The 18,809-nt window shown below is 47.4% G+C and carries 21 protein-coding genes and 1 riboswitch; of the genes, 15 read left to right on the forward strand and 6 right to left on the reverse strand.

Annotated elements, in window-relative coordinates:
• Nucleotides 1-9 precede the first annotated feature (9 nt).
• Nucleotides 10-1,368 (forward strand): GerAB/ArcD/ProY family transporter, encoded by a 1,359-nt coding sequence (locus E8L90_RS05135; RefSeq protein WP_137028283.1) that lies wholly within the window; start codon nt 10-12, stop codon nt 1,366-1,368.
• A gap of 20 nt (nt 1,369-1,388) precedes the next feature.
• On the opposite strand, the gene E8L90_RS05140 is transcribed toward E8L90_RS05135, so the two are convergent.
• Nucleotides 1,389-2,330, reverse strand: a complete 942-nt coding sequence (locus tag E8L90_RS05140; RefSeq protein ID WP_137033274.1) for an ATP-dependent DNA ligase — start codon at nt 2,328-2,330, stop codon at nt 1,389-1,391.
• Nucleotides 2,331-2,727: 397 nt separating this feature from the next.
• On the opposite strand from E8L90_RS05140, the gene E8L90_RS05145 reads away from it, so the two are divergent.
• Nucleotides 2,728-3,057, forward strand: a complete 330-nt coding sequence (locus E8L90_RS05145; RefSeq protein ID WP_137033276.1) for a DUF1904 family protein — start codon at nt 2,728-2,730, stop codon at nt 3,055-3,057.
• A gap of 48 nt (nt 3,058-3,105) precedes the next feature.
• On the opposite strand, the gene E8L90_RS30115 is transcribed toward E8L90_RS05145, so the two are convergent.
• On the reverse strand, nt 3,106-3,276 hold the full coding sequence (locus E8L90_RS30115) for a hypothetical protein (protein WP_167497582.1): 171 nt from the start codon (nt 3,274-3,276) through the stop codon (nt 3,106-3,108).
• A gap of 15 nt (nt 3,277-3,291) precedes the next feature.
• Nucleotides 3,292-5,046 carry a phosphomethylpyrimidine synthase ThiC gene (thiC, locus tag E8L90_RS05150; protein ID WP_137028284.1) on the reverse strand — a complete coding sequence of 585 codons (1,755 nt, stop codon included), beginning with the start codon at nt 5,044-5,046 and terminating at the stop codon, nt 3,292-3,294.
• Nucleotides 5,047-5,198: 152 nt separating this feature from the next.
• Nucleotides 5,199-5,311: riboswitch (TPP riboswitch) on the reverse strand.
• A gap of 249 nt (nt 5,312-5,560) precedes the next feature.
• Here thiC and E8L90_RS05155 point away from each other — a divergent pair.
• Entirely contained in the window at nt 5,561-6,442 is an 882-nt protein-coding gene (locus E8L90_RS05155) for a cation diffusion facilitator family transporter (protein ID WP_137028285.1), read from the forward strand.
• Nucleotides 6,443-6,499: 57 nt separating this feature from the next.
• On the opposite strand, the gene ku is transcribed toward E8L90_RS05155, so the two are convergent.
• Together ku and E8L90_RS30120 are read right to left on the reverse strand one after the other, a co-directional pair.
• Nucleotides 6,500-7,459: a non-homologous end joining protein Ku gene (ku, locus tag E8L90_RS05160; protein WP_137028286.1), complete on the reverse strand. Its 960-nt coding sequence runs from the start codon at nt 7,457-7,459 to the stop codon at nt 6,500-6,502.
• Nucleotides 7,460-7,582: 123 nt separating this feature from the next.
• Nucleotides 7,583-7,726: a hypothetical protein gene (locus E8L90_RS30120; protein ID WP_016743266.1), complete on the reverse strand. Its 144-nt coding sequence runs from the start codon at nt 7,724-7,726 to the stop codon at nt 7,583-7,585.
• A gap of 444 nt (nt 7,727-8,170) precedes the next feature.
• Between E8L90_RS30120 and rsmD the strand changes: the two genes are divergently transcribed.
• Complete coding sequence (gene rsmD / locus E8L90_RS05170) at nt 8,171-8,737, forward strand: 16S rRNA (guanine(966)-N(2))-methyltransferase RsmD (protein ID WP_137033278.1); 567 nt, start codon at nt 8,171-8,173, stop codon at nt 8,735-8,737.
• Between the two features lie 47 nt (nt 8,738-8,784).
• Nucleotides 8,785-9,264 carry a pantetheine-phosphate adenylyltransferase gene (gene coaD / locus E8L90_RS05175; protein WP_137028288.1) on the forward strand — a complete coding sequence of 160 codons (480 nt, stop codon included), beginning with the start codon at nt 8,785-8,787 and terminating at the stop codon, nt 9,262-9,264.
• A 1-nt stretch (nt 9,265) separates the two neighbouring features.
• Here the strand turns inward: coaD and ylbJ are convergent, their stop codons facing one another.
• Nucleotides 9,266-10,498 (reverse strand): sporulation integral membrane protein YlbJ, encoded by a 1,233-nt coding sequence (gene ylbJ / locus E8L90_RS05180; protein WP_137028289.1) that lies wholly within the window; start codon nt 10,496-10,498, stop codon nt 9,266-9,268.
• A 147-nt stretch (nt 10,499-10,645) separates the two neighbouring features.
• On the opposite strand from ylbJ, the gene E8L90_RS05185 reads away from it, so the two are divergent.
• The 10 genes from E8L90_RS05185 (at nt 10,646) to plsX (ending at nt 18,809) form a co-directional block, all read left to right on the forward strand.
• On the forward strand, nt 10,646-11,440 hold the full coding sequence (locus tag E8L90_RS05185) for a patatin-like phospholipase family protein (RefSeq protein WP_137028290.1): 795 nt from the start codon (nt 10,646-10,648) through the stop codon (nt 11,438-11,440).
• Nucleotides 11,437-12,504, forward strand: coding sequence for a SepM family pheromone-processing serine protease (locus E8L90_RS05190; protein ID WP_137028291.1), 1,068 nt, complete (start codon nt 11,437-11,439; stop codon nt 12,502-12,504). Before E8L90_RS05185 ends, E8L90_RS05190 begins: the two co-directional genes overlap by 4 nt.
• 85 nt (nt 12,505-12,589) lie before the next feature.
• Nucleotides 12,590-13,108, forward strand: coding sequence for a YceD family protein (locus tag E8L90_RS05195; protein WP_087346950.1), 519 nt, complete (start codon nt 12,590-12,592; stop codon nt 13,106-13,108).
• Nucleotides 13,109-13,248: 140 nt separating this feature from the next.
• Nucleotides 13,249-13,419: a 50S ribosomal protein L32 gene (gene rpmF, locus E8L90_RS05200; RefSeq protein ID WP_005834357.1), complete on the forward strand. Its 171-nt coding sequence runs from the start codon at nt 13,249-13,251 to the stop codon at nt 13,417-13,419.
• Nucleotides 13,420-13,571: 152 nt separating this feature from the next.
• The gene (locus E8L90_RS05205; protein ID WP_137028292.1) at nt 13,572-14,333 is read left to right on the forward strand and encodes a DeoR/GlpR family DNA-binding transcription regulator; all 762 of its coding nucleotides are present in this window, start codon (nt 13,572-13,574) and stop codon (nt 14,331-14,333) included.
• 184 nt (nt 14,334-14,517) lie between these two features.
• A complete protein-coding gene (locus E8L90_RS05210; protein ID WP_137028293.1) occupies nt 14,518-15,297 on the forward strand; it encodes an ABC transporter permease in 780 nt (259 codons plus the stop codon).
• A 4-nt stretch (nt 15,298-15,301) separates the two neighbouring features.
• Nucleotides 15,302-16,090 (forward strand): ABC transporter permease, encoded by a 789-nt coding sequence (locus E8L90_RS05215; protein WP_137028294.1) that lies wholly within the window; start codon nt 15,302-15,304, stop codon nt 16,088-16,090.
• An 11-nt stretch (nt 16,091-16,101) separates the two neighbouring features.
• A complete protein-coding gene (locus E8L90_RS05220) occupies nt 16,102-17,070 on the forward strand; it encodes an ABC transporter ATP-binding protein (RefSeq protein ID WP_137028295.1) in 969 nt (322 codons plus the stop codon).
• A 127-nt stretch (nt 17,071-17,197) separates the two neighbouring features.
• On the forward strand, nt 17,198-17,788 hold the full coding sequence (gene fapR, locus E8L90_RS05225; RefSeq protein WP_137028296.1) for a transcription factor FapR: 591 nt from the start codon (nt 17,198-17,200) through the stop codon (nt 17,786-17,788).
• Nucleotides 17,789-17,801: 13 nt separating this feature from the next.
• The gene (plsX, locus tag E8L90_RS05230; protein ID WP_137028297.1) at nt 17,802-18,809 is read left to right on the forward strand and encodes a phosphate acyltransferase PlsX; all 1,008 of its coding nucleotides are present in this window, start codon (nt 17,802-17,804) and stop codon (nt 18,807-18,809) included.

An 18,809-nucleotide genomic window follows, 5' to 3' on the forward strand; every position in this document is an offset into this window, starting at 1 on the left:
GGCCCAAGTATGATTCACAAGCAAGTTGTCAATCATCGACAAATTGCCTGGCTCGTCGGCAGTGTCTTGATGACAGGGATGATGATCAGTTTCTTGCGGACTGTCGTTCAGGTAGCAAGGATGGATGCTTGGTTCTCTCAAATTCTCCCCATCTTTTATGCGCTTTTTATCGCTTACGTTTTGAGTGAGCTGGTTGAGGCTTACCCTGGGAAGAATATCTTTGAAATCTTGTTTATTATTGGCGGGAAGTGGATTGGTGGAGCTATCAATCTACTCATTTTGTTTTACATTTGGATCATCCTGGCACTCGATATTAAAGGGGCTGCTGATTTTTTACATATCTCTTTATTGCCTACCACGCCATTGGAGGTCATCTTGCTCGTCTTCGTCCTGCTGATGATGTACTATGGTAAAACGAGTCTTGAGGTGGCGGCGCGGGTAAATGAGTTTTATTTTCCTCTTTATTTCATCATGTGCATTTCGTTATATTTCCTGCTGATTAATGAATACAACATAGAGCGATTGGAACCAATCTTAACCAGTAGCTTGAATCGGATCGTGGTCAGCAACTTTTTACCAGTAGGTATATATGGTGATATTTTTCTCATGGGGGCATTCTTACATGCCATTGTAGAGCCGCGGCTATTTTATGCTGCGATGAAGCACGGGGTCATCCTTGTCGGCTTTGGAACGACGATTATGCTGGTCGTCTTGCTCGGGGTAATGGGCTATGTTATCGCCAGTCGACTGAATTTCCCCATCTATATTCTCGTCCAACAAATCCACGTCACAGATTTTCTGGACAGGGTCGAAATGATCCTCTTTAGTGTCTGGTTCCCCGCTTTCACAATTAAAGTCATTGTCGCTTACTTGGCATTTTTAGTGGGGGTTGGATCATTTGGGGGACAACGGCATTACAATACACTCAATGCTCCGTGTGGATGGTTTATCGTTGTATCGTCCATATTCGTGTTTCCAAATATAGCCCAAATCGATGAATTTATTAGTTATAGCTTCCCGTTGATCGTGCTCGTTTTTCAATTGCCGTTGGCGCTCCTTTTGCTCATTCACGTAAAGCGAAAGAACAAAGGAAGAGAGCAAAGCCTCATTCCAGAAGGAACGAAGCTTTATCGATTTTACCGGTCGATGGTGTGGACCACGACCGTTTGTTTAAGTGGTTGTGTAATCGTGATATTGATTGGCGACTTTTTTAGGGATAAATCAGCGGTAGGTGGGGTTGCGACAGCTGTTACGTACATAGCCCTCCTACTGATAGCGCTGTTGACGAGCTATGGGGAAATGCAGGCTCTAAATCATGGCAAGCAAAAGCTGGGGAGGGCAAAACAGGCTGGATCGTTTCGACAATGAGGTCGAAAGTCAAGGGGACCTTACTCCAAAACACACTGGTGGGGAGGGATATCCACAAAGCCTTGTATGCTTGGCTGTCGCAAGGAATGCCCTTCTTTCCACTCTGCAAATTTGATTTTGACGGTAATTTCCGGCTGTATCCATAAGGTATTGGCTGCGCGTGGTGGCTTATTAACAAAAGACATCTTTTGTTGGACAAGGGGCTGGATTCTCTCCGTGAAAGCGCGCCAGTCCGTATGCGTTAATTTTCCGGTACCGGCATGACCGATGTACCAAAAAGAACCTTGTTGATCGAAGAGGCCCAGAAGCAACGAATTGACAATATGATCCCGAAGCGTAACGCCACCTACGACAGCGATGAGATCCCGGTAGTACTTTTTCTTTCTCCAGCGTTGATCTTTCCCATTGATCAAGTAGCTGCTTGACGCATCCTTCATAATAATTCCTTCCATGCCCTGCGCTTCTACGACACGGTAAAGAGCGTCTCCATCTGGAAAGTTCTCAACTAGCTGCACATGAGGAGTAGGAGTGATGATCTTGCCCAGTAGTTGTTGTCGCTCTGACAGTGGGTAGGAAGTTACCCATTCATGATTCCAGTACAGTACATCGAAGACCATGTATGTCACAGGAACGAGCTTTTGTACCTGGGGGACCTTCTCTAAACGGCGCAGCCCGTCTCTCCTCATGACCTCGTAAAAAGAAGGCTTTCCGTCCGAACCGAGTGCGATTATTTCTCCATCCAAAATCACAGAATCGGCACGACAATACGAGTGAAGATCGGTCACTTCGGGATAATGGAAAGTCCGTTCATTTAGTTTTCGATTGAACAGTTTGACCTCGTGTCCATCGTAGTATGTAAGAATGCGAACGCCATCCCATTTCACTTGGCCTATCCATTGTGGTCCAACAGGTATAGCTTCGGTGCTGGTAGGCTCAAAAGGAAAAAGCGGAGTTAGTTCCATAGCTGCCACCTTTATGTTTAGTTGGGACTTGCCCAGTTTTCTAATACAGTTTCACGGATGGGCATGAACTATACGAGTGGTGCTGGCGGATGCATTCCTGTTTGAATTTTACGAAACTTCTTTATTGATTAAGTATTGAATTCGGGCTATACTACCTGTATTAAGTAACGAATGGTTTAGCGGATTGGGCTGTATCTGGTTGAGCTTCTTCCTCCTTCCGTGGTACGTCCACCACACCTCATGGGAAGGGAGCTGTTCTCTGATATGGCCCTCTTTGTGTCTCGCTCGGGTTGCGAATGTTTGTTGTTCACTTTCTTTAATCCTTTTTTCATTGATATACAATGAGAGACTTGTTTATAATGACTGTGCGAACTCATTTACGAAAGAAGGAATTGACTTGCCGTTTCTTCGGTTTAAAGGCTTTGCGAAGCAAGACATAGAGCCCATTTCTCAGATTCTTATAGAAGAGTTTTCTAAATTTGCTGAGGTAGCTCCGGAAAAGGTGAAATTGGAGCTGCTTCCGGTAGAGCAATTGACGAACAGTCCTTTGTCTGTAGAGATCATGATGTTTCCCCGTGAACAAAAGCAACATGACGCGATTGCTAGCGCCATTCACGGCATTTTGAAGAAGCAAGGCTTTTTGCATATCCATATTTTCTTCATCCTGCTATCGCCTACTCTCTATTATAAAGAAGGACTACCGTTGCAAGTCGGAATGGCGAAATAAGCAAGAAAAAAGGTCGAGATCCTCCAGAAAGGATTTCGACCTTTTCTATTAATAATAGAGGCTTTCGGATTGCAGGCACTTGGAGCATGTTCGCGTAAGTGGAGTTTCGATATAGACGTGGCTGCAGTCTTGTTGAATGAGCCGCAATTGTTGTTTAGATTGCTCTAGCTCAGCCTCTAGTCGAATAATCTTTTCGCGTAAACGACTGGCTTCCTCCATAGGCATCCCCCTTGATTACGACTGGTACAAACGGCTTCCTTGTTCGCGAAACTCACGTGATTTTTTCTGCATCCCTGCAAGAATGGCGGGATCTTGGGCAGCCCCTTGTTCATTGGCGATGTGACGAATGTCGTGCGATATTTTCATGCTGCAAAATTTAGGCCCGCACATGGAACAAAAATGGGCCGATTTGGCGGCTTCTGCTGGCAACGTTTCGTCGTGATATTCGCGGGCGCGCTCTGGGTCCAAAGACAAATTGAATTGATCATTCCAGCGAAAATCAAAACGAGCTTTGGATAAGGCATCGTCTCGCTGTTTTGCTCGCGGATGGCCTTTTGCGAGATCAGCGGCATGCGCTGCGATTTTGTATGCGATTAAACCGTTGCGGACATCCTCTTTATTGGGTAGACCGAGATGCTCCTTGGGCGTTACGTAGCAGAGCATCGCTGTTCCGAACCATCCAATCATGGCAGCGCCAATCGCTGAAGTAATGTGGTCATAGCCGGGGGCAATGTCAGTCGTGAGCGGCCCGAGTGTGTAAAAAGGAGCCTCATGGCAAATGGACAACTGTTTATCCATATTTTCGCGAATGAGATGCATAGGGACGTGACCAGGGCCTTCAATCATGACTTGTACGTCGTATTCCCACGCAATTTTTGTGAGTTCTCCCAATGTTTCAAGCTCCGCGAACTGCGCCTCGTCATTTGCATCCGCAATAGAGCCAGGACGTAATCCATCTCCGAGGGATACACAAATGTCATAGGCCTTCAGAATTTCGCAAATTTCAGCGAAATGCGTATACAAAAAGTTTTCCTCGTGATGGGCCAGGCACCAAGCGGCCAAAATCGATCCGCCGCGAGAGACGATGCCGGTAACACGGTTTGCTGTCATGGGGATGTAGCGCAAAAGAACGCCAGCATGAATCGTGAAGTAATCGACACCTTGTTCTGCTTGCTCAATCAAGGTGTCTCGGTAAACCTCCCATGTCAAATCCTCGGCTCTCCCATTTACTTTTTCAAGTGCTTGATAAATCGGAACAGTACCGACTGGAACAGGACTGTTTCGGATTATCCACTCCCGCGTGGTGTGAATATGTTTTCCCGTCGAGAGGTCCATAATGGTGTCGGCACCCCAACGAACAGACCAAATCATTTTTTCGACTTCTTCTTCCATCGAAGAGCTGACGGCTGACGTTCCGATGTTGGCATTGATTTTGACATGAAAATTGCGGCCAATGATCATCGGCTCGCTTTCCGGATGATTGACGTTAGAAGGGAGGATCGCACGTCCAGCGGCGATTTCTGCCCGTACAAATTCAGGGGAGACACCCTCGCGAATGGCAACGTATTCCATTTCCGGTGTGATGATATTTTTTCGGGCATAATGAAGCTGGGTAACATTTTTCCCTGGCTTTGCCCGTTTTGGTTTGTAGTCCTCTCGAGGGAAAGTGGGGAGGGCGGCTGCCTTGTCTTCGTTTCGGAAGCCGTCATCAACCAGTTGTGGTTCGCGACCAACATACGTTTCCGCATCATTTCGCTCATCGATCCACTGGTGGCGGATGGAGGGCAGTCCTGCTTGAATGTCAGGAACGTAACCCGCTGCGGTGTACTCGCCACTCGTATCGTACACGCGAAGAGGAGGATTGGGTGTGGAGCCAGACAATCCTTCGGTAGGGTGAAGGGAAATCTCGCGCATCGGGACACGGATGTCCGCACGACTACCTATTTCGTATACTTTGTGACTGCCTGGAAAAGATGACACCAATGACATAAGAAAAAACCTCCTTGTTTTGGTTGCACGAAAGCGAGAACCGTTTAGGGAGGCGAAAGAAACTGCCCGCGAAAAAGCGCCGCATAAACAATATGCGACGCCAACGCGAGAGTAGAGAAGAAACGGGTATCCTAAAAAGATACACGCATCTTTTCGTGTCGTATATGACATTCCTCCGCTGGCATTACCCAGTTCAGGTTCAACGGTCGATGGCACAGTACCATCCTCTCAGCCTGGTGATTTCCAAGCTCCCGTGCTTTTTTGTATTTTGGTTTGCAAGAATAGGATAACGGGAAGTCCATTTTATTTCAAGGAAAATTTTCCAGTGGAAAAATTGTGGGTGTGCAACACATTTTCCTCCCCCCTATTCTCGTGAATCGGACTAAAACTGTTTCTGTAGACCCACATGAATCCTATCTGTTACGATGAAGTTCGAAAAAAAGCAACTGCTTCCAGCGCTTTGATTTTCCTCGTTGTCGAAGCAGGATGGAGAAGTATTTTGAGGTGATGAGGTATGGATGTCTATTCGGATCTAAAACAAGGAGAACGTGGAGCATGGGTGAGTATTTTCGCCTACATTTTTTGCTCTGTATTAAAAATAGGAGTTGCGTATGTCACTGCATCGGAAGCCTTAATGGCGGACGGTCTTAACAACTCAACGGATGTCGTCGCATCGATTGCTGTTTTGATCGGGCTGCGTATTGCAAGGAAACCACCTGATAAAGATCACCCGTATGGCCATTTCCGGGCGGAGACGATTTCAGCACTTGTCGCATCATTTATTATGCTATTTGTCGGAGTTCAGGTCGTTACGAAGGCCGTGCCATCCTTGTTTGACTCACATCATTCGGCTCCTGACCTGTTGGCAGGGTGGACAGCACTTGCAACTGCCGTTATTATGCTTTTCGTCTATCGCTACAATAAAAAGCTCGCCATCAAAACAAACAGTCAAGCACTTCATGCAGCGGCCGCTGACAACCGTTCAGACGCATTCGTTAGTATCGGGACGTTTATTGGGGTAGCTGGCGCACAGTTTCAATTGCATTGGCTCGATCCATTAGCTGCTTTTGTCGTTGGTCTTATTATTTTAAAGACTGCTTGGGACATTTTCAGGGAGGCAACCCATCGTTTGACAGATGGCTTTGACGAGAGCGAGCTTGCGGACCTGCGGGCTACGATTTCCTCCATTTCAGGAGTAAAGGATATCAGCGACATCAAAGCCCGCTATCACGGAAGCAGCGTGCTGGTTGATGTTGTGATCCATGTCGATCCAGGTCTGAATGTAGTGGAGAGCCACACCATCACCGAGAAAGTTGAAGAACAGATGCGCAAGATTCACCGGATTAACGCCGTTCATATCCATATTGAACCATGCAGGAAGATGGCCCCTAGCTAGATACCATGATGTGAATACGAAAAACCTGTCCAAAAGTGGGCAGGTTTTTTGTGTAGCCTAACCAGAGGTAGCCTTCTTTTTGCGCAGTGTTTTGGTTGTAGAAGTAGTCGTAGTCTTTTTCGGACTGGCTGCGGTCTCCTTTTTCGATGTCTGCTCTTTTTCGGACGAGGAGGCAGCAGTGGTGCGTTTTCGCGCAGGCTTTGACGGAGTCGGTGCTGGCTCGATTTTGATGGGCACTGCGGCTTGTCCAGCTGTAGACTCTAAGCTTTCTTTAAGGGCCTGCATGAGATCAATGACATTGGTTCTTGCCACAGTAGGTGCGGTGGCGATTTCCTGACCCTCCAATTTTTTCTCAATCAGTTTTTGCAGGTCGGATCGATATTCATCCGTATATTTTGCCGGATCAAAAGGGATTGTCATATTGATAATGAGCTCAGTTGCCATCTTTAGTTCGTTTTCGGCCAACGGTAGAGCCGCTTCAGGCAAGGCGGGCACTTGACTGACGGGACGTACCTCATCTGGATAGAAGATGGTCTCCAGCATGATGCAATGCTCATACAGTCGGATAACGGCCAGGCTTTGCCGATTGCGCATCGTCACCTGTGCAACGCCGATCTTGCCTGTCTGTTCCATGGCGGAGCGAAGCAGGGCGTACGCTTTTTCACCAGTGTCCTGTGGGGATAGGAAATAGCTTTTATGAAAATAAACGGGATCAATCTCCGACAAGTCTACGAAGTCGATAATTTCAATAGCTCTGCGTGTTTCTGGCGTTATGGCTTCCAGATCATCATCGTCGATCATGACAAAATGTCCTTTTTCGTATTCGAAGCCACGGATGATTTCGCTCGTATCTACCTCGCGCTGGCAGTGCGGGCACATTTTTGTGTACTTGATCGGGGTATGGCACTCTTTATGCAGTTGGCGAAAGCGAATATCGCGCTCTTCCGTTGCAGTAAACATACGAACAGGTATATTGACGAGGCCGAAGCTGATTGAGCCCTTCCACACGGTATGCATGCGGATACCTCCTTCACAGTTATTTTTGTATAGTATCTGTATCCGCCAAGAAGAAGTGCCGAGGGAATTGAAGGTGGAAAAGTAAAAAGCCAGCCGATTCGATCCGGCTGGCTAGGTATGCAGCTACTGTCCATGTTTGACGATGTCCGATTGATCTGCACGCGATTGCATGTCACGCGCTAGCTCGACGTCTTTGCCTGTGCGGTCCGCAATGGACTGGGCTTTGGACGCCTTCAGCTTTTGTGCAGATGGTCGTTTTTCTGCCATGAACGACTCACTCCTTTCAGGCAATCTACATGTAGGGGGTGTTGCAGGTACATGTAGTATGCGCTGGACAAAAAAAAATACCCCATCGCCAAAAGGCGAGGGGCAGCCGTTCAACTCCTCCCGATGAAGGGAGCGATGGCACGAAATGCTCCTATCAGACACGTCGTGCGCCAAAGTGAACAGCCTTTCAATTATGGGAGAGGAGAAACCGGAGGAAGAGCTTATGGGGAAACGTAAGTCTTCTCCGCGGTTGTCAGCGACACCGTTGCGTCGCTATTCATCATCTTTTCCAATCGAATGGGGTTATATACCTTTCTTGTGCATAAATTTTTCCAGTTGCTAATTTTACGGGTGTATGCAGTTGTGATAGTATGATATCATTCTCAGTCTTAGAAAATCGCGTCATAAAACATACATATAGGAAAGCAGACAGGTGAAATGAGTATGCGAGTCATCGCTGGTGAACACAGAGGAAGACGGTTGGCAGCAGTTCCGGGCAAAGGAACCAGACCGACAACCGATAAAGTCAAAGAATCGATTTTTAATATGATTGGTCCGTATTTCGATGGCGGGTGGGCATTGGACCTATACGCGGGAACAGGTGGTCTCGGGATCGAGGCATTAAGTAGGGGAGCGGATCGGGCTGTATTCGTGGAGCGAGATCACAAAGCATTTGCTGTGGTAAAACAAAACGTCAGCGCTTGCAGGCTGGACGATTATGCAGAACTATATCGGATGGATGCGGACCGCGCCATTCGCACACTGCGTACACGCAATCAAAAATTTGATCTCGTCTTTTTAGACCCGCCGTACGCCGAGCAAAAAATTGTCGAAGAAATTGAGATGTTGCAGGAGCTGGGAATGTTGGCGGACGGAGCGTGGATCGTGGCTGAGCATGATATCGCAGACTCCTTTCCGGATGCGATTGGTCATTGTGTGAAGGACCGAGCGGCTAAGTATGGGGATACGGCCGTTACTGTGTATTATTACGATTTGGAGCCACAAGCTTAACTTTCAAATCATGGTGCGTAAAGAGCACTAAGGGAGGATAACCCGCTATGGCAATCGCCGTATGTTCAGGAAGCTTCGACCCTGTTACTTATGGGCATCTCGACATTATTGCGCGGGGTGCCAACGTTTTTGATAAGGTCATTGTCGCCGTCTTAATCAATTCAAAGAAAAACTCATTGTTCAGCGTAGAAGAGCGTGTTGAATTGCTTCGTCAGGCAACGGCTGACATGAAAAATGTAGAAGTGGACTCTTTTGACGGCTTGTTGATTGACTATATGAACAAAAAGGGCGCACAGGTGATCATTCGTGGCCTTCGTGCTGTTTCTGATTTTGAATATGAGATGCAGGTCGCCTCGATTAATAAAAAGCTCGACGAAAATATCGAAACGTTTTTCATGATGACGAACAATCAATATTCGTACTTGAGTTCAAGTATTGTGAAGGAAGTTGCGAAATACAAGGCGAGTGTCGCCGATTTGGTGCCACCGATCGTAGAAGAGGCACTGAAGCGAAAAATGGCCGAGTAGATTATCGCGTCTTGCTGCGGTTCATGCGCGAGAGAGTCAGGCTGGTGCACAACAGAATCGCACTGAAGCCAATGGCGAGTCCTCCTGATAATAGCAAGGTCTCCCACCAACTCGTCGTCGGGATCTCAGCTTTCACATGCGCAAATACAGGGATGGCTTTGTCCATGAACCAGGAGCTGGCTGTGGCAAGTGGCCCCCAAAAGACAAAGGTCAAAACCGCAGCTAGCAAAGCGTGCAGGGATCTGGCAATCAAGTAAGGGGCGACGCGAATATCCGTTTCACTCAAGATACTTGCGACCTGCGCGTGAACACTCAAACCACCCCAAGACAATATCGCACTGGCAATGGCTGCTTTCCAGACCAAGGAAACTTCATCAGGTACAATGCTCGCTGCCTGTGCGCCAAGGGTTACTTCGAACAATCCAGCCACGATTGCTTGAGAAAAAGCTGGTGGAAAACCAAAGGGACCGAGAATGATCGAGAGAAGCGTACTGATAATTTGTGTCAGATGAATCGTGGAGAAAAGTTGGATTAATACCGAAAAAACGATGATAAAGCCACCGATCATGAGCAATGTATTCAGAGCGGATTGCACCGCTTCTCCCATTAATTTTCCGAACGGACGTCCATCGCGGATACGTGCCCGATGCATTGCTTGTAGGGCGCGTAAAGGAAGAGGCAGTGAATTTTTCTCCAATGGGGCTGAAGTAATCGCAAAAGGCGCATGAAAACGATAGATCACACCCATGAGTACAGCTGACAAATAATGAGTCAGAGCTAGAATGATGCCCATTTGCTCACTGTGGAAAAAGCCAATTGCTACTGCTCCCATGACGAATAAAGGGTCTCCCGTTGTTGTAAAAGAGACGAGACGTTCACCCTCGGCCTTCGTCACATTGCCTTGCAGACGCAGGCGTGTAGTCAGCTTTGCGGCTACCGGATAGCCGGACGAGAAGCCCATAGCCAGTACGAACCCGCCAGTGCCCGGAACGTTAAACAGTGGGCGCATTAATGGCTCCAGTAACACACCGACGAAATGAACGACGCCCAGACCCATCAACACCTCAGACAGCACAATAAAGGGAAGGGTAGAGGGGAAAACTACCTCCCACCATATTTTTAGACCGCGTACGGCAGCTTCAAAAGATATCTGCGAATAAGCAATCAACGAAATAACAATGAAAACTGTCGAGAGGGCGAGCAACAGAGTAAGTAGGGGTGAGTGGCGTGACATGGATTCCTCCTGAATCGAAGAAAAGTAGTAGTACATGTCTACGTGGCAGGCGGGAGAACTATGCGTAAGCTTGGTCGACGAATATCTCCCAAGTGTGAAAGATACAGCGATTTACCACATAGGCTGGTTACAGGGAGGGGTTTTTCCATGCAGGAAAAGCGAAAACCAATCGTGGGTGTAGCCCTGGGGTCGGGCGGAGCTCGCGGTTTTGCGCATATTGGTGTATTGAATTCGCTAGAAGCACATGGCATCCAGATTGACATGCTGGCTGGCTCTAGTATGGGGAGTTTGATTGGGGCCGTCTATGCCAACGGAATTGAACCGCACATGATGGGAAAGCTTGCCTTGAATTTAAAACGCAAGCATTGGCTTGATTTGACCGTACCCGGCATGGGCTTTGTTACAGGGGAAAAGATCAAGCAATTGATTCGTCTGTTAACGCACGGAAAGCGCTTGGAAGAGCTGAACAAGCCGCTTGCGATTGTAGCCACGGATATTGAAACAGGAGAGCGAGTCGTATTTCGGGAAGGCCCAATTGATCAAGCGGTGAGGGCAAGCATATCCATTCCAGGCATCTTCGTCCCTGAAAAAGTAGGGGGGCGGCTTTTAGTCGATGGAGGAGTCATTGACCGTGTGCCTGTGACGGTGCTGCGTGAAATGGGTGCCGATATCGTGATTGCGGTAGATGTCGCCCAATTCGATACACGGATGGAGGTCAAAAGTATTTTTGATGTTATCGCCCAAACGATTGATGTCATGGAAAGGGAAATTCTGAGACATCAAATCATTGCGGCAGACATCGTAATCAGGCCGGATGTTGGACACTATAGCAGTATCGCGTACACAGGTGTCGAAGAAATTATTGAGCTAGGCGAACGTGCGGGTACTGAACATATTGAACGCATTCAGGAACGAATTGCAAAGTGGGAGGCACAAGAATGAGTGAGGAACAGCTTTATGCCAATAGACGCAGATCTACAGGAACCAGAGGCTTTAGCTGGATACTTGCCTTGGTTTTTGTCTTGCTGGGTATTTCTTTTTTTGTACCGACAAATTATTACGTGAGTCGTCCGGGTTCAGCGATTGAGTTGGGGCCGATGATTCAAGTAGAAGGCGGCAAGAAAGACGAGACTGGCTCCTTCATGCTCACGACAGTTCGAATGGGCGAAGCGAATTTGCCGTGGTATTGGTATGCAAAAATGGCTCAGGATGTTGAGTTGTTGCCCAAGGACCTGGTTGTCAGCGAGGGCGAGGACAGCGAAGATTTTATCCGTCGTGAACAAGCGATCATGGACAATTCACAAAAAATTGCGGAGGCAGTCGCATTCCGTCTTGCTGGCTTCGAAGTGAAAATTGAGAAGCAGGGTGTGTGGGTGATGGGTACTCTGGAAGGGTTCCCTGCGCATAAAGCATTGCAAATCGGAGATGTCATTACGTATGTAGACGGGGTTCGTACATCTGAGGCAAAAGATTTGCTAACAGCCCTCTCTGCAAAAAAAGCAGGCGATCAAATTGAAATTACGTACACTAGAGATGGACAAGAGGCCAAAACGATGTTAACCTTGGAACCACTACCTGAATCCAAGTCAGTTGGAATTGGTGTACGCCCTGACAACAAACAGGAAATCATCATTCCAAAAGAAGTAACCATTGCCTCTCAAGGGATTGGTGGTCCTTCTGCGGGATTGATGATGACGCTGGAGATTTATGACCAGTTAAATACGGAGACGGATTTGACAAAAGGCTATAAAATTGCAGGAACAGGCACGATTTCGTTAGACGGAAAAGTAGGTAGGATCGGTGGCATTAATCTAAAGGTAATCGCAGCGGACAAAGCGGGTGCAGAGATCTTCTTTGCTCCACAGGATACGCCAGATACGAGCTCCAATTACGAGGAGGCGTTAGCAACTGCCAAGCGGATTGGAACGTCAATGAAAGTGGTTCCTATCAAGACGGTAGAAGAAGCGATTACGTACTTGAATGGTCAAAAACCGAAATCTACCTGAGCAAACTAGCTGTCAAGCAAAAATGGTTGACAAAGCTTTAGGCAGGGTCTATAATCATCTTTGTTGTGCATGAGGTGAAAATGCTATGAACATTAAGTTAGCAGAGTTAGAGCACCGAAAAGGAGAGCCATTGCCATTCCAGGTAACTCTGGATGCAGATGAGCTGAAGAAGCGCCATCATGAGATTCGTGGGATTACTCCTGTGACTGCGAGTGGTGAAGCCGTACAGCTGGGCAATCTCTATTACGTAAAAGGAAGCATGAAGGCAGATGTGAATTTTGTCTGCGCGAGATGCTTGAATCCTTTTGTCGATCAGGCAACAGTAGATTTCTCTGAGACATTTGCGCTTGCGGATGATCCGATTCTACAAGATGATGAGGACAGCGATATCCTTCCTCTGGAAGGCGATGAAATCGAGCTGGACTCTCTATTGCAAGAAGATTTCTTACTGGCAATGCCGACCTTCCCGCTTTGCGAGGAGGATTGCAAAGGTCTGTGCCCGACTTGCGGTGTGAATCGTAATGAAGTGGCATGCAGCTGCAAGAATGAGCGTGTTGACCCGCGATTGGCTGGGTTGGCTGACTTTTTCAAAGACAGCAAATAAGTATTCTTACTGTATTCAAGATGATTCGCCGACCATCCGTGGCAGCGTCTCATTTTTGAAGGATGGCATAAGCATTTTGCCTATACTGTCCACCCAATAGAGCTTCTTAGCATTTGTCAGTTGAAGGAGGTGTAAGGAAGATGGCAGTACCTCAACGGAGAACTTCCAAAACCCGTAAAAGAATGCGTCGTACGCACTTCAAATTAGAGATTCCAGGCATGATCAAATGCGATAATTGCAGCGAATACAAGCTTGCGCATCGTGTTTGCCCAAGCTGCGGTCACTACAAAGGCGTGAAAGTAGCGAAGTAATATTCGCTGCTAAGAAAGCAAGGTGAGAAATCGCCTTGCTTTTTTTGTTCCCTTCTAATGCTTATGATTACTTACAAACACTTATTATGACTTGCGTAAATTACTTAAATGGCTTATAATGATGGCAAGATAAGGATGGGGTTGAGGCTTTCGTGTTTCAAGAGGAGAGGCTTGCTGCAATTCTTGCGTATTTGCAGGAGCACCAGCGAATCAGTGTGCAAGAGGTAGTTGAGCAGTTTGGGGTTTCCCGTGACACAGCGAGGCGTGATATCGTCAAGCTGGAGGAGCAGGGTCAAATCCTGCGAACCAGGGGAGGAGCAGTATTGCCCAGCCTCAACAAAAAGAACTACTCTCATCAGGAACGAATGCAGCTTGATTTGACAGGAAAGCGCAGTATTGCGGCAGCAGCGGCTCGTCTGATCAAAGATGGCGATTACTTGCTGCTCGATGCGTCCACGACTGTTCAGCTCACGGTGGAATCCTTGCAGACCTGCGATCATGTCATCATCACGAATTCATTAGCAACTGCCGCCAGTATGTCCCGAAAAGAAGGCGTTCTGGTCAAGCTTTTGGGCGGAGACGTACATGCAGAGGATCAATGTGTGCTCGGTACACGTGTGATTCAAAACCTAGCTGATTTTCATGTGGATAAAGTACTGGTTGGTGCATGCGGTCTTACAAAGGAAGGGCTTATGTCCACGCAGGAAGATCACGGCTTTTTGATCAAAGAAATGATCAAGCGCGCCGATCAAGTGATCATACTCACCGACCATACCAAGTTTGGAAAAAGTATGCTGTATCGCGTTGCAGGTTTTGACCAGATTGATATTATCGTGACCGATAAGCTGCCTGAAAAGGAAATGGCTGAAGCTTTGCACGCCAACGATGTAGAGGTGATTGTAGCTTCTATATGAAGCTATTGATCCATAAAAAAGAGGATAAGTTCTATTTGGCTGGCGTGAATGGGTGACCAGCGTGACAGCAAATGGATTTATCGAAAGAGAGTCCTTCAAATAGGAAGGGCTCTTTCTTTTTTCTTGCATTTGTGTACGGCCCCTGCTATTCTGGTAATCCTGACTTTTCCAAGAGGAGGGTTCTATGGTCTATTGGCGGATTATTTGCAAGAGCTATCGTCGAAATCTTCAGTATCGTTTATCGCATGTCATCAACAATGTCGCAAGCTCGATTTTTGGGCTTGTTTTTATTGCCATTTGGACAGGTGTCCTTTCTGGAAAACAAGTATACGGGCCATATGATGTCAAAACGATGGGGTATTACATCGCGATTTGCCAAAGTGTTCTCTGGATGACAACATTTCTGTCCCCAGGTCTGAATGTGCAAATAGGAGTAAGAAGCGGGGCTGTCAGTCTGGATATGATCAAGCCTGTTCATTATCTCTGGTACATGCTCAGTCAGGAATTTGGACGACTTTTGTACAACGCTTGTTACCGAAGTGTACCGATCGGCTTGTTGCTAGGATTAGCGGTGGGCTTCTTTTTTCCCTCCCAGCCGTTCACTTACTTTTGGTTTATCCTCTCGCTTCTGCTAGGAACGTACATAGGCATGCTGCTCTTTTATCTCGCGGGCATTTCTTCCTTCTGGACGACAGAAATTCGCTGGGTACACCTCATCCTCTTGTCATTGATATTTGGGCTAGGTGGACAAATGATTCCGATAGACTTGATGCCTGGGATGATTGGAAAGGTAACGCCTTATTTGCCCTTTTCCGCTATGATTTATTATCCAGTCATGACTTTGCTAGAGCTTGCACCTCCATATGGCATGCTTGTACAAGCTGGCTGGGCGCTTGTTTTAACGGCAGTTGCTTTGCTGGTGACGAACATGGCAAGAAGAAAGCTAGAAATTCAAGGAGGATAATCATATGTTTGCCCTCTATCGAAAACTGATTGCGGCCAGCATTCGCTCGCAAATGCAATACAAGATAAATTTTGTCACGAGCGCTGCCACGACCGGAATGATTATGGTGCTTGATTTTATTATTCTCTCTGCGATTTTGTACCGATTTCACGATGTGGTCGGATGGAATATTTACGAGGTTGGGATGCTTTACGGAATTTCATCAGCATCTGTCTCCTTGTATCGACTGTTTGCCCCGGAAATCAACGACTTTGAGAAGTACATCGTACAAGGGGAGCTCGATCAATTGCTCATCCGTCCCGTTTCACCGTTGCTTCTGTTACTGACACGTAATCTTGATTTGTCGAGAGTGGGAGGGGTAGTGCAAGGGGTGTCCGTTTTAGTCATCTCATTGTCGGGACTTGCGTCGGAAGGGAAATCGATCATGGCGTTGGTGCTATTCTCACCGATTGCCATTTTGTCTGGCGGATTGATCTATTTCTCGATTGGGCTTGCTACGGCTGGGGTCGCCTTTTGGACGCATCAGATGAAGGACATGCTTACCTTTACGATTTATGCGCCAGCCAATGCTTCCAATTATCCGATCGGGCTATATCCGAACTGGCTCAAATGGCTGTTTTTCTCGGCGATTCCGATCGCATATATAAATTATTTGCCAATGCTGACGCTGCTGGGCAAAGGGGGAGAATGGTTTTATCCGATACTCACCCCGGTAGGCGCAGCGATTGCTTTTTATTTCGCCCGTATGCTATGGAATGTCGGGATTCGACACTACCATAGTACAGGGAGCTAAGGAGGGGTAACATGATTGAAGCAAAGCACATCGAAAAATCATTTTTTCTGACAAAAGCGAAAGAGGGGCGCTTTGCTTCTCTGCGAACACTCTTTTCTCGTGAACGAAGGGAAGTCAAAGCCGTCCACGATATCTCTTTTTCCATTGACAGAGGCGAGTTCGTGGGATATATCGGACCGAATGGCGCAGGAAAATCGACAACAATCAAAATGCTCGCAGGAATTCTTCATCCCAGTCAGGGGGAAATACGAATAGGCGGATATAGTCCGCAGCGGGAAAGAATACAAGTAGCCTCACAAATCGGTGTAGTGTTCGGGCAGCGAACGCAGCTGTGGTGGGATTTGCCAGTCAGAGATTCCTTCGAAATTTTGCAAGCGATGTACAAGATTGATGACAAAGCATATCGGCGATCAATGGAGGCGTATCAGGAATTGCTGGACCTCCATGAATTCCTGGATACGCCAGTGCGTAAGTTGTCGTTAGGCCAAAGGATGAGAGCTGATTTAGCGGCGGCACTGCTGCATGATCCGCCTGTCCTATTTTTAGACGAGCCTACGATTGGGTTGGATGTGGTCGCGAAGACTCGCATCAGAGCTTTTTTAAAAGAAGTGAATCAGACCCAAAAGAAGACCATTCTATTGACGACTCATGATATGGACGATATTGAGCAGCTCTGCAACCGGATCATCGTGATCAATCATGGCAAAAAGATGATGGATACGAGCTTGGCCAATTTGCGACACCAAATAGGGCTGCCAAGCCTCGTACGAATTGAATTTCGACAACCGCCAGAAAAGCTTTATGAGCTAGAGGGAATCGAGCGGATGGAGCTATCAGAGAATGTGCTTTCGATTTACTTCGACAAAGGAAAAATCTCCTCGCCGCGAATCCTTGCCGAAGCGGCGGGTTGGGGTGAGCCTTTGGACATCCAGATGAAAGAACCGGGGATTGAGGAGATCATTCGTCTCATTTACCGCTAGGGAAAGCTACCTAATTTCGTGATCCACACTTGTAATTCCACATCTTCTCCCTTATACTGTGTTTTGGTACCAGGTATTAAAAACAGATCGCAATCATACATAGCACAACTGAATCCTGCTTAAGGGGGTGTTTTGCATCGCCCGCTTGCCAAAAAAAGATCGCCAGTCGCGCTTAGTGCAGTATCTGGCGGATAACCCATTTGCGACGGACGAAGATCTGGCTGAGTTATTTCACGTCAGTATTCAAACTATACGCTTAGACCGACTGGAATTAGGCATACCGGAGCTACGTGAACGAATCAAGACAGTCGCAGAGAAAAGTCTTGATCCTGTAAAATCATTGGGCATCGATGAAATCATCGGTGAAATGATTGATCTACAGCTCGATTCACAGGCCATTTCCGTATTGGAAATTAAAGAAGAGCATGTTTTTTCGAAAACACAAATTGCCAGAGGGCATTATATATTCGCTCAGGCCAACTCATTGGCAGTAGCAGTAATTAACGCAGAGGTAGCGTTGACAGCTACAGCGAGGATCCGCTATGTTCGTCCTGTACGAGCAGGGGAAAAGCTGGTTGCCAAAGCGGTGGTAAGAAGCCGTAACGGCGACGAATGCAAGGTGCGTGTAGAGACGAAGGTCCAAGGTGAATTGGTCTTTACCGCAACCTTCCGAGTCGTTGAAATGTCGAGCTGCCATAACAGCATGAATGAGGAGTAAGGAGGAGTCACGGTTGCGAATTGCAGTGGATGCGATGGGCGGCGATCACGCACCGAAGAGTACCGTATTAGGGGCGCTTGCTGCCATCAAAGAAAACCCGGCCATTACAGTGGTATTGGTGGGAGAGGAACAGGCTATTCGGAACCACTTGCCGCAGGATATTCCGGCAAACATTGAAATCGTTCCTGCAGCGGAAGTGATTTTGCCAGATGATGAACCGGTTCGAGCAGTTCGGCGTAAGAAAAATTCTTCGCTGGTCGTAGCAGTTGAGATGGCGCGCGAGAAAAAAGTCGACGCGATGATCTCGGCTGGGAATACGGGCGCATTAATGACAGCAGGCTTGCTGTACGCAGGTCGCATGGATGGAATCGAGCGCCCAGCGCTTTGTGCCTATATCCCGAATACAAAAGGCCGCGTAACACTGACGTTGGACGTCGGAGCCAATATGGATGCTAAGCCGCATCAGCTAGTACAATACGCGTTGATGGGGAGCCTGTATGCTGAAAAAGTGTTGGGCTTTGAGCATCCAACAGTAGGCTTGCTCAATGTCGGGACCGAAGAAGGAAAAGGGAATGAATTGACGAAAGCGGTTTTTCCTCTCCTTCAAGAGGCTGACTTGAACTTTGTAGGAAATGTGGAAGCACGCGATGTTATGCAAGGAGCCTGTGATGTGCTCGTATGCGACGGCTTTGTAGGAAATGTTTTGTTGAAGGCCGTAGAGGGTACTGCTTCCACAATCTTTTCGCAGTTGAAGCAAGAGTTTACTTCCAGCCTGATTAATATGCTGGGAGCGGCTATTCTGAAACCGGGATTGGTACGTTTTAAAAAGAAAATGGATTATGCGGAATACGGTGGTGCCCCCTTGCTGGGATTGAAATCCCCTGTGATCAAGGCCCACGGTTCTTCGAATGAGCGTGCGATGAAAAACGCGATTGTCAGTGCTACGCGGTTTATTCAGCAGGACGTGAATGAGATTATCCAGCAATCTTTACAGAAAAATACTTTGGGAGAAAGCGAGTGA

Origin of the sequence: Brevibacillus antibioticus, from assembly GCF_005217615.1 — a bacterium.
In the GTDB taxonomy this organism is placed as follows: Bacteria; Bacillota; Bacilli; order Brevibacillales; family Brevibacillaceae; genus Brevibacillus; species Brevibacillus antibioticus.

Excerpts from the sequence above, each read along its gene's own strand:
- E8L90_RS05135 (WP_137028283.1), top strand. The coding sequence starts at position 10 with ATGATTCACAAGCAAGTTGTCAATCATCGACAAATTGCCTGGCTCGTC.
- E8L90_RS05140 (WP_137033274.1), bottom strand. The coding sequence starts at position 2,330 with ATGGAACTAACTCCGCTTTTTCCTTTTGAGCCTACCAGCACCGAAGCT.
- E8L90_RS30115 (WP_167497582.1), bottom strand. The coding sequence starts at position 3,276 with ATGGAGGAAGCCAGTCGTTTACGCGAAAAGATTATTCGACTAGAGGCT.
- thiC (WP_137028284.1), bottom strand. The coding sequence starts at position 5,046 with ATGTCATTGGTGTCATCTTTTCCAGGCAGTCACAAAGTATACGAAATA.
- E8L90_RS05155 (WP_137028285.1), top strand. The coding sequence starts at position 5,561 with ATGGATGTCTATTCGGATCTAAAACAAGGAGAACGTGGAGCATGGGTG.
- ku (WP_137028286.1), bottom strand. The coding sequence starts at position 7,459 with ATGCATACCGTGTGGAAGGGCTCAATCAGCTTCGGCCTCGTCAATATA.
- E8L90_RS30120 (WP_016743266.1), bottom strand. The coding sequence starts at position 7,726 with ATGGCAGAAAAACGACCATCTGCACAAAAGCTGAAGGCGTCCAAAGCC.
- rsmD (WP_137033278.1), top strand. The coding sequence starts at position 8,171 with ATGCGAGTCATCGCTGGTGAACACAGAGGAAGACGGTTGGCAGCAGTT.
- coaD (WP_137028288.1), top strand. The coding sequence starts at position 8,785 with ATGGCAATCGCCGTATGTTCAGGAAGCTTCGACCCTGTTACTTATGGG.
- ylbJ (WP_137028289.1), bottom strand. The coding sequence starts at position 10,498 with ATGTCACGCCACTCACCCCTACTTACTCTGTTGCTCGCCCTCTCGACA.
- E8L90_RS05185 (WP_137028290.1), top strand. The coding sequence starts at position 10,646 with ATGCAGGAAAAGCGAAAACCAATCGTGGGTGTAGCCCTGGGGTCGGGC.
- E8L90_RS05190 (WP_137028291.1), top strand. The coding sequence starts at position 11,437 with ATGAGTGAGGAACAGCTTTATGCCAATAGACGCAGATCTACAGGAACC.
- E8L90_RS05195 (WP_087346950.1), top strand. The coding sequence starts at position 12,590 with ATGAACATTAAGTTAGCAGAGTTAGAGCACCGAAAAGGAGAGCCATTG.
- rpmF (WP_005834357.1), top strand. The coding sequence starts at position 13,249 with ATGGCAGTACCTCAACGGAGAACTTCCAAAACCCGTAAAAGAATGCGT.
- E8L90_RS05210 (WP_137028293.1), top strand. The coding sequence starts at position 14,518 with ATGGTCTATTGGCGGATTATTTGCAAGAGCTATCGTCGAAATCTTCAG.
- E8L90_RS05215 (WP_137028294.1), top strand. The coding sequence starts at position 15,302 with ATGTTTGCCCTCTATCGAAAACTGATTGCGGCCAGCATTCGCTCGCAA.
- E8L90_RS05220 (WP_137028295.1), top strand. The coding sequence starts at position 16,102 with ATGATTGAAGCAAAGCACATCGAAAAATCATTTTTTCTGACAAAAGCG.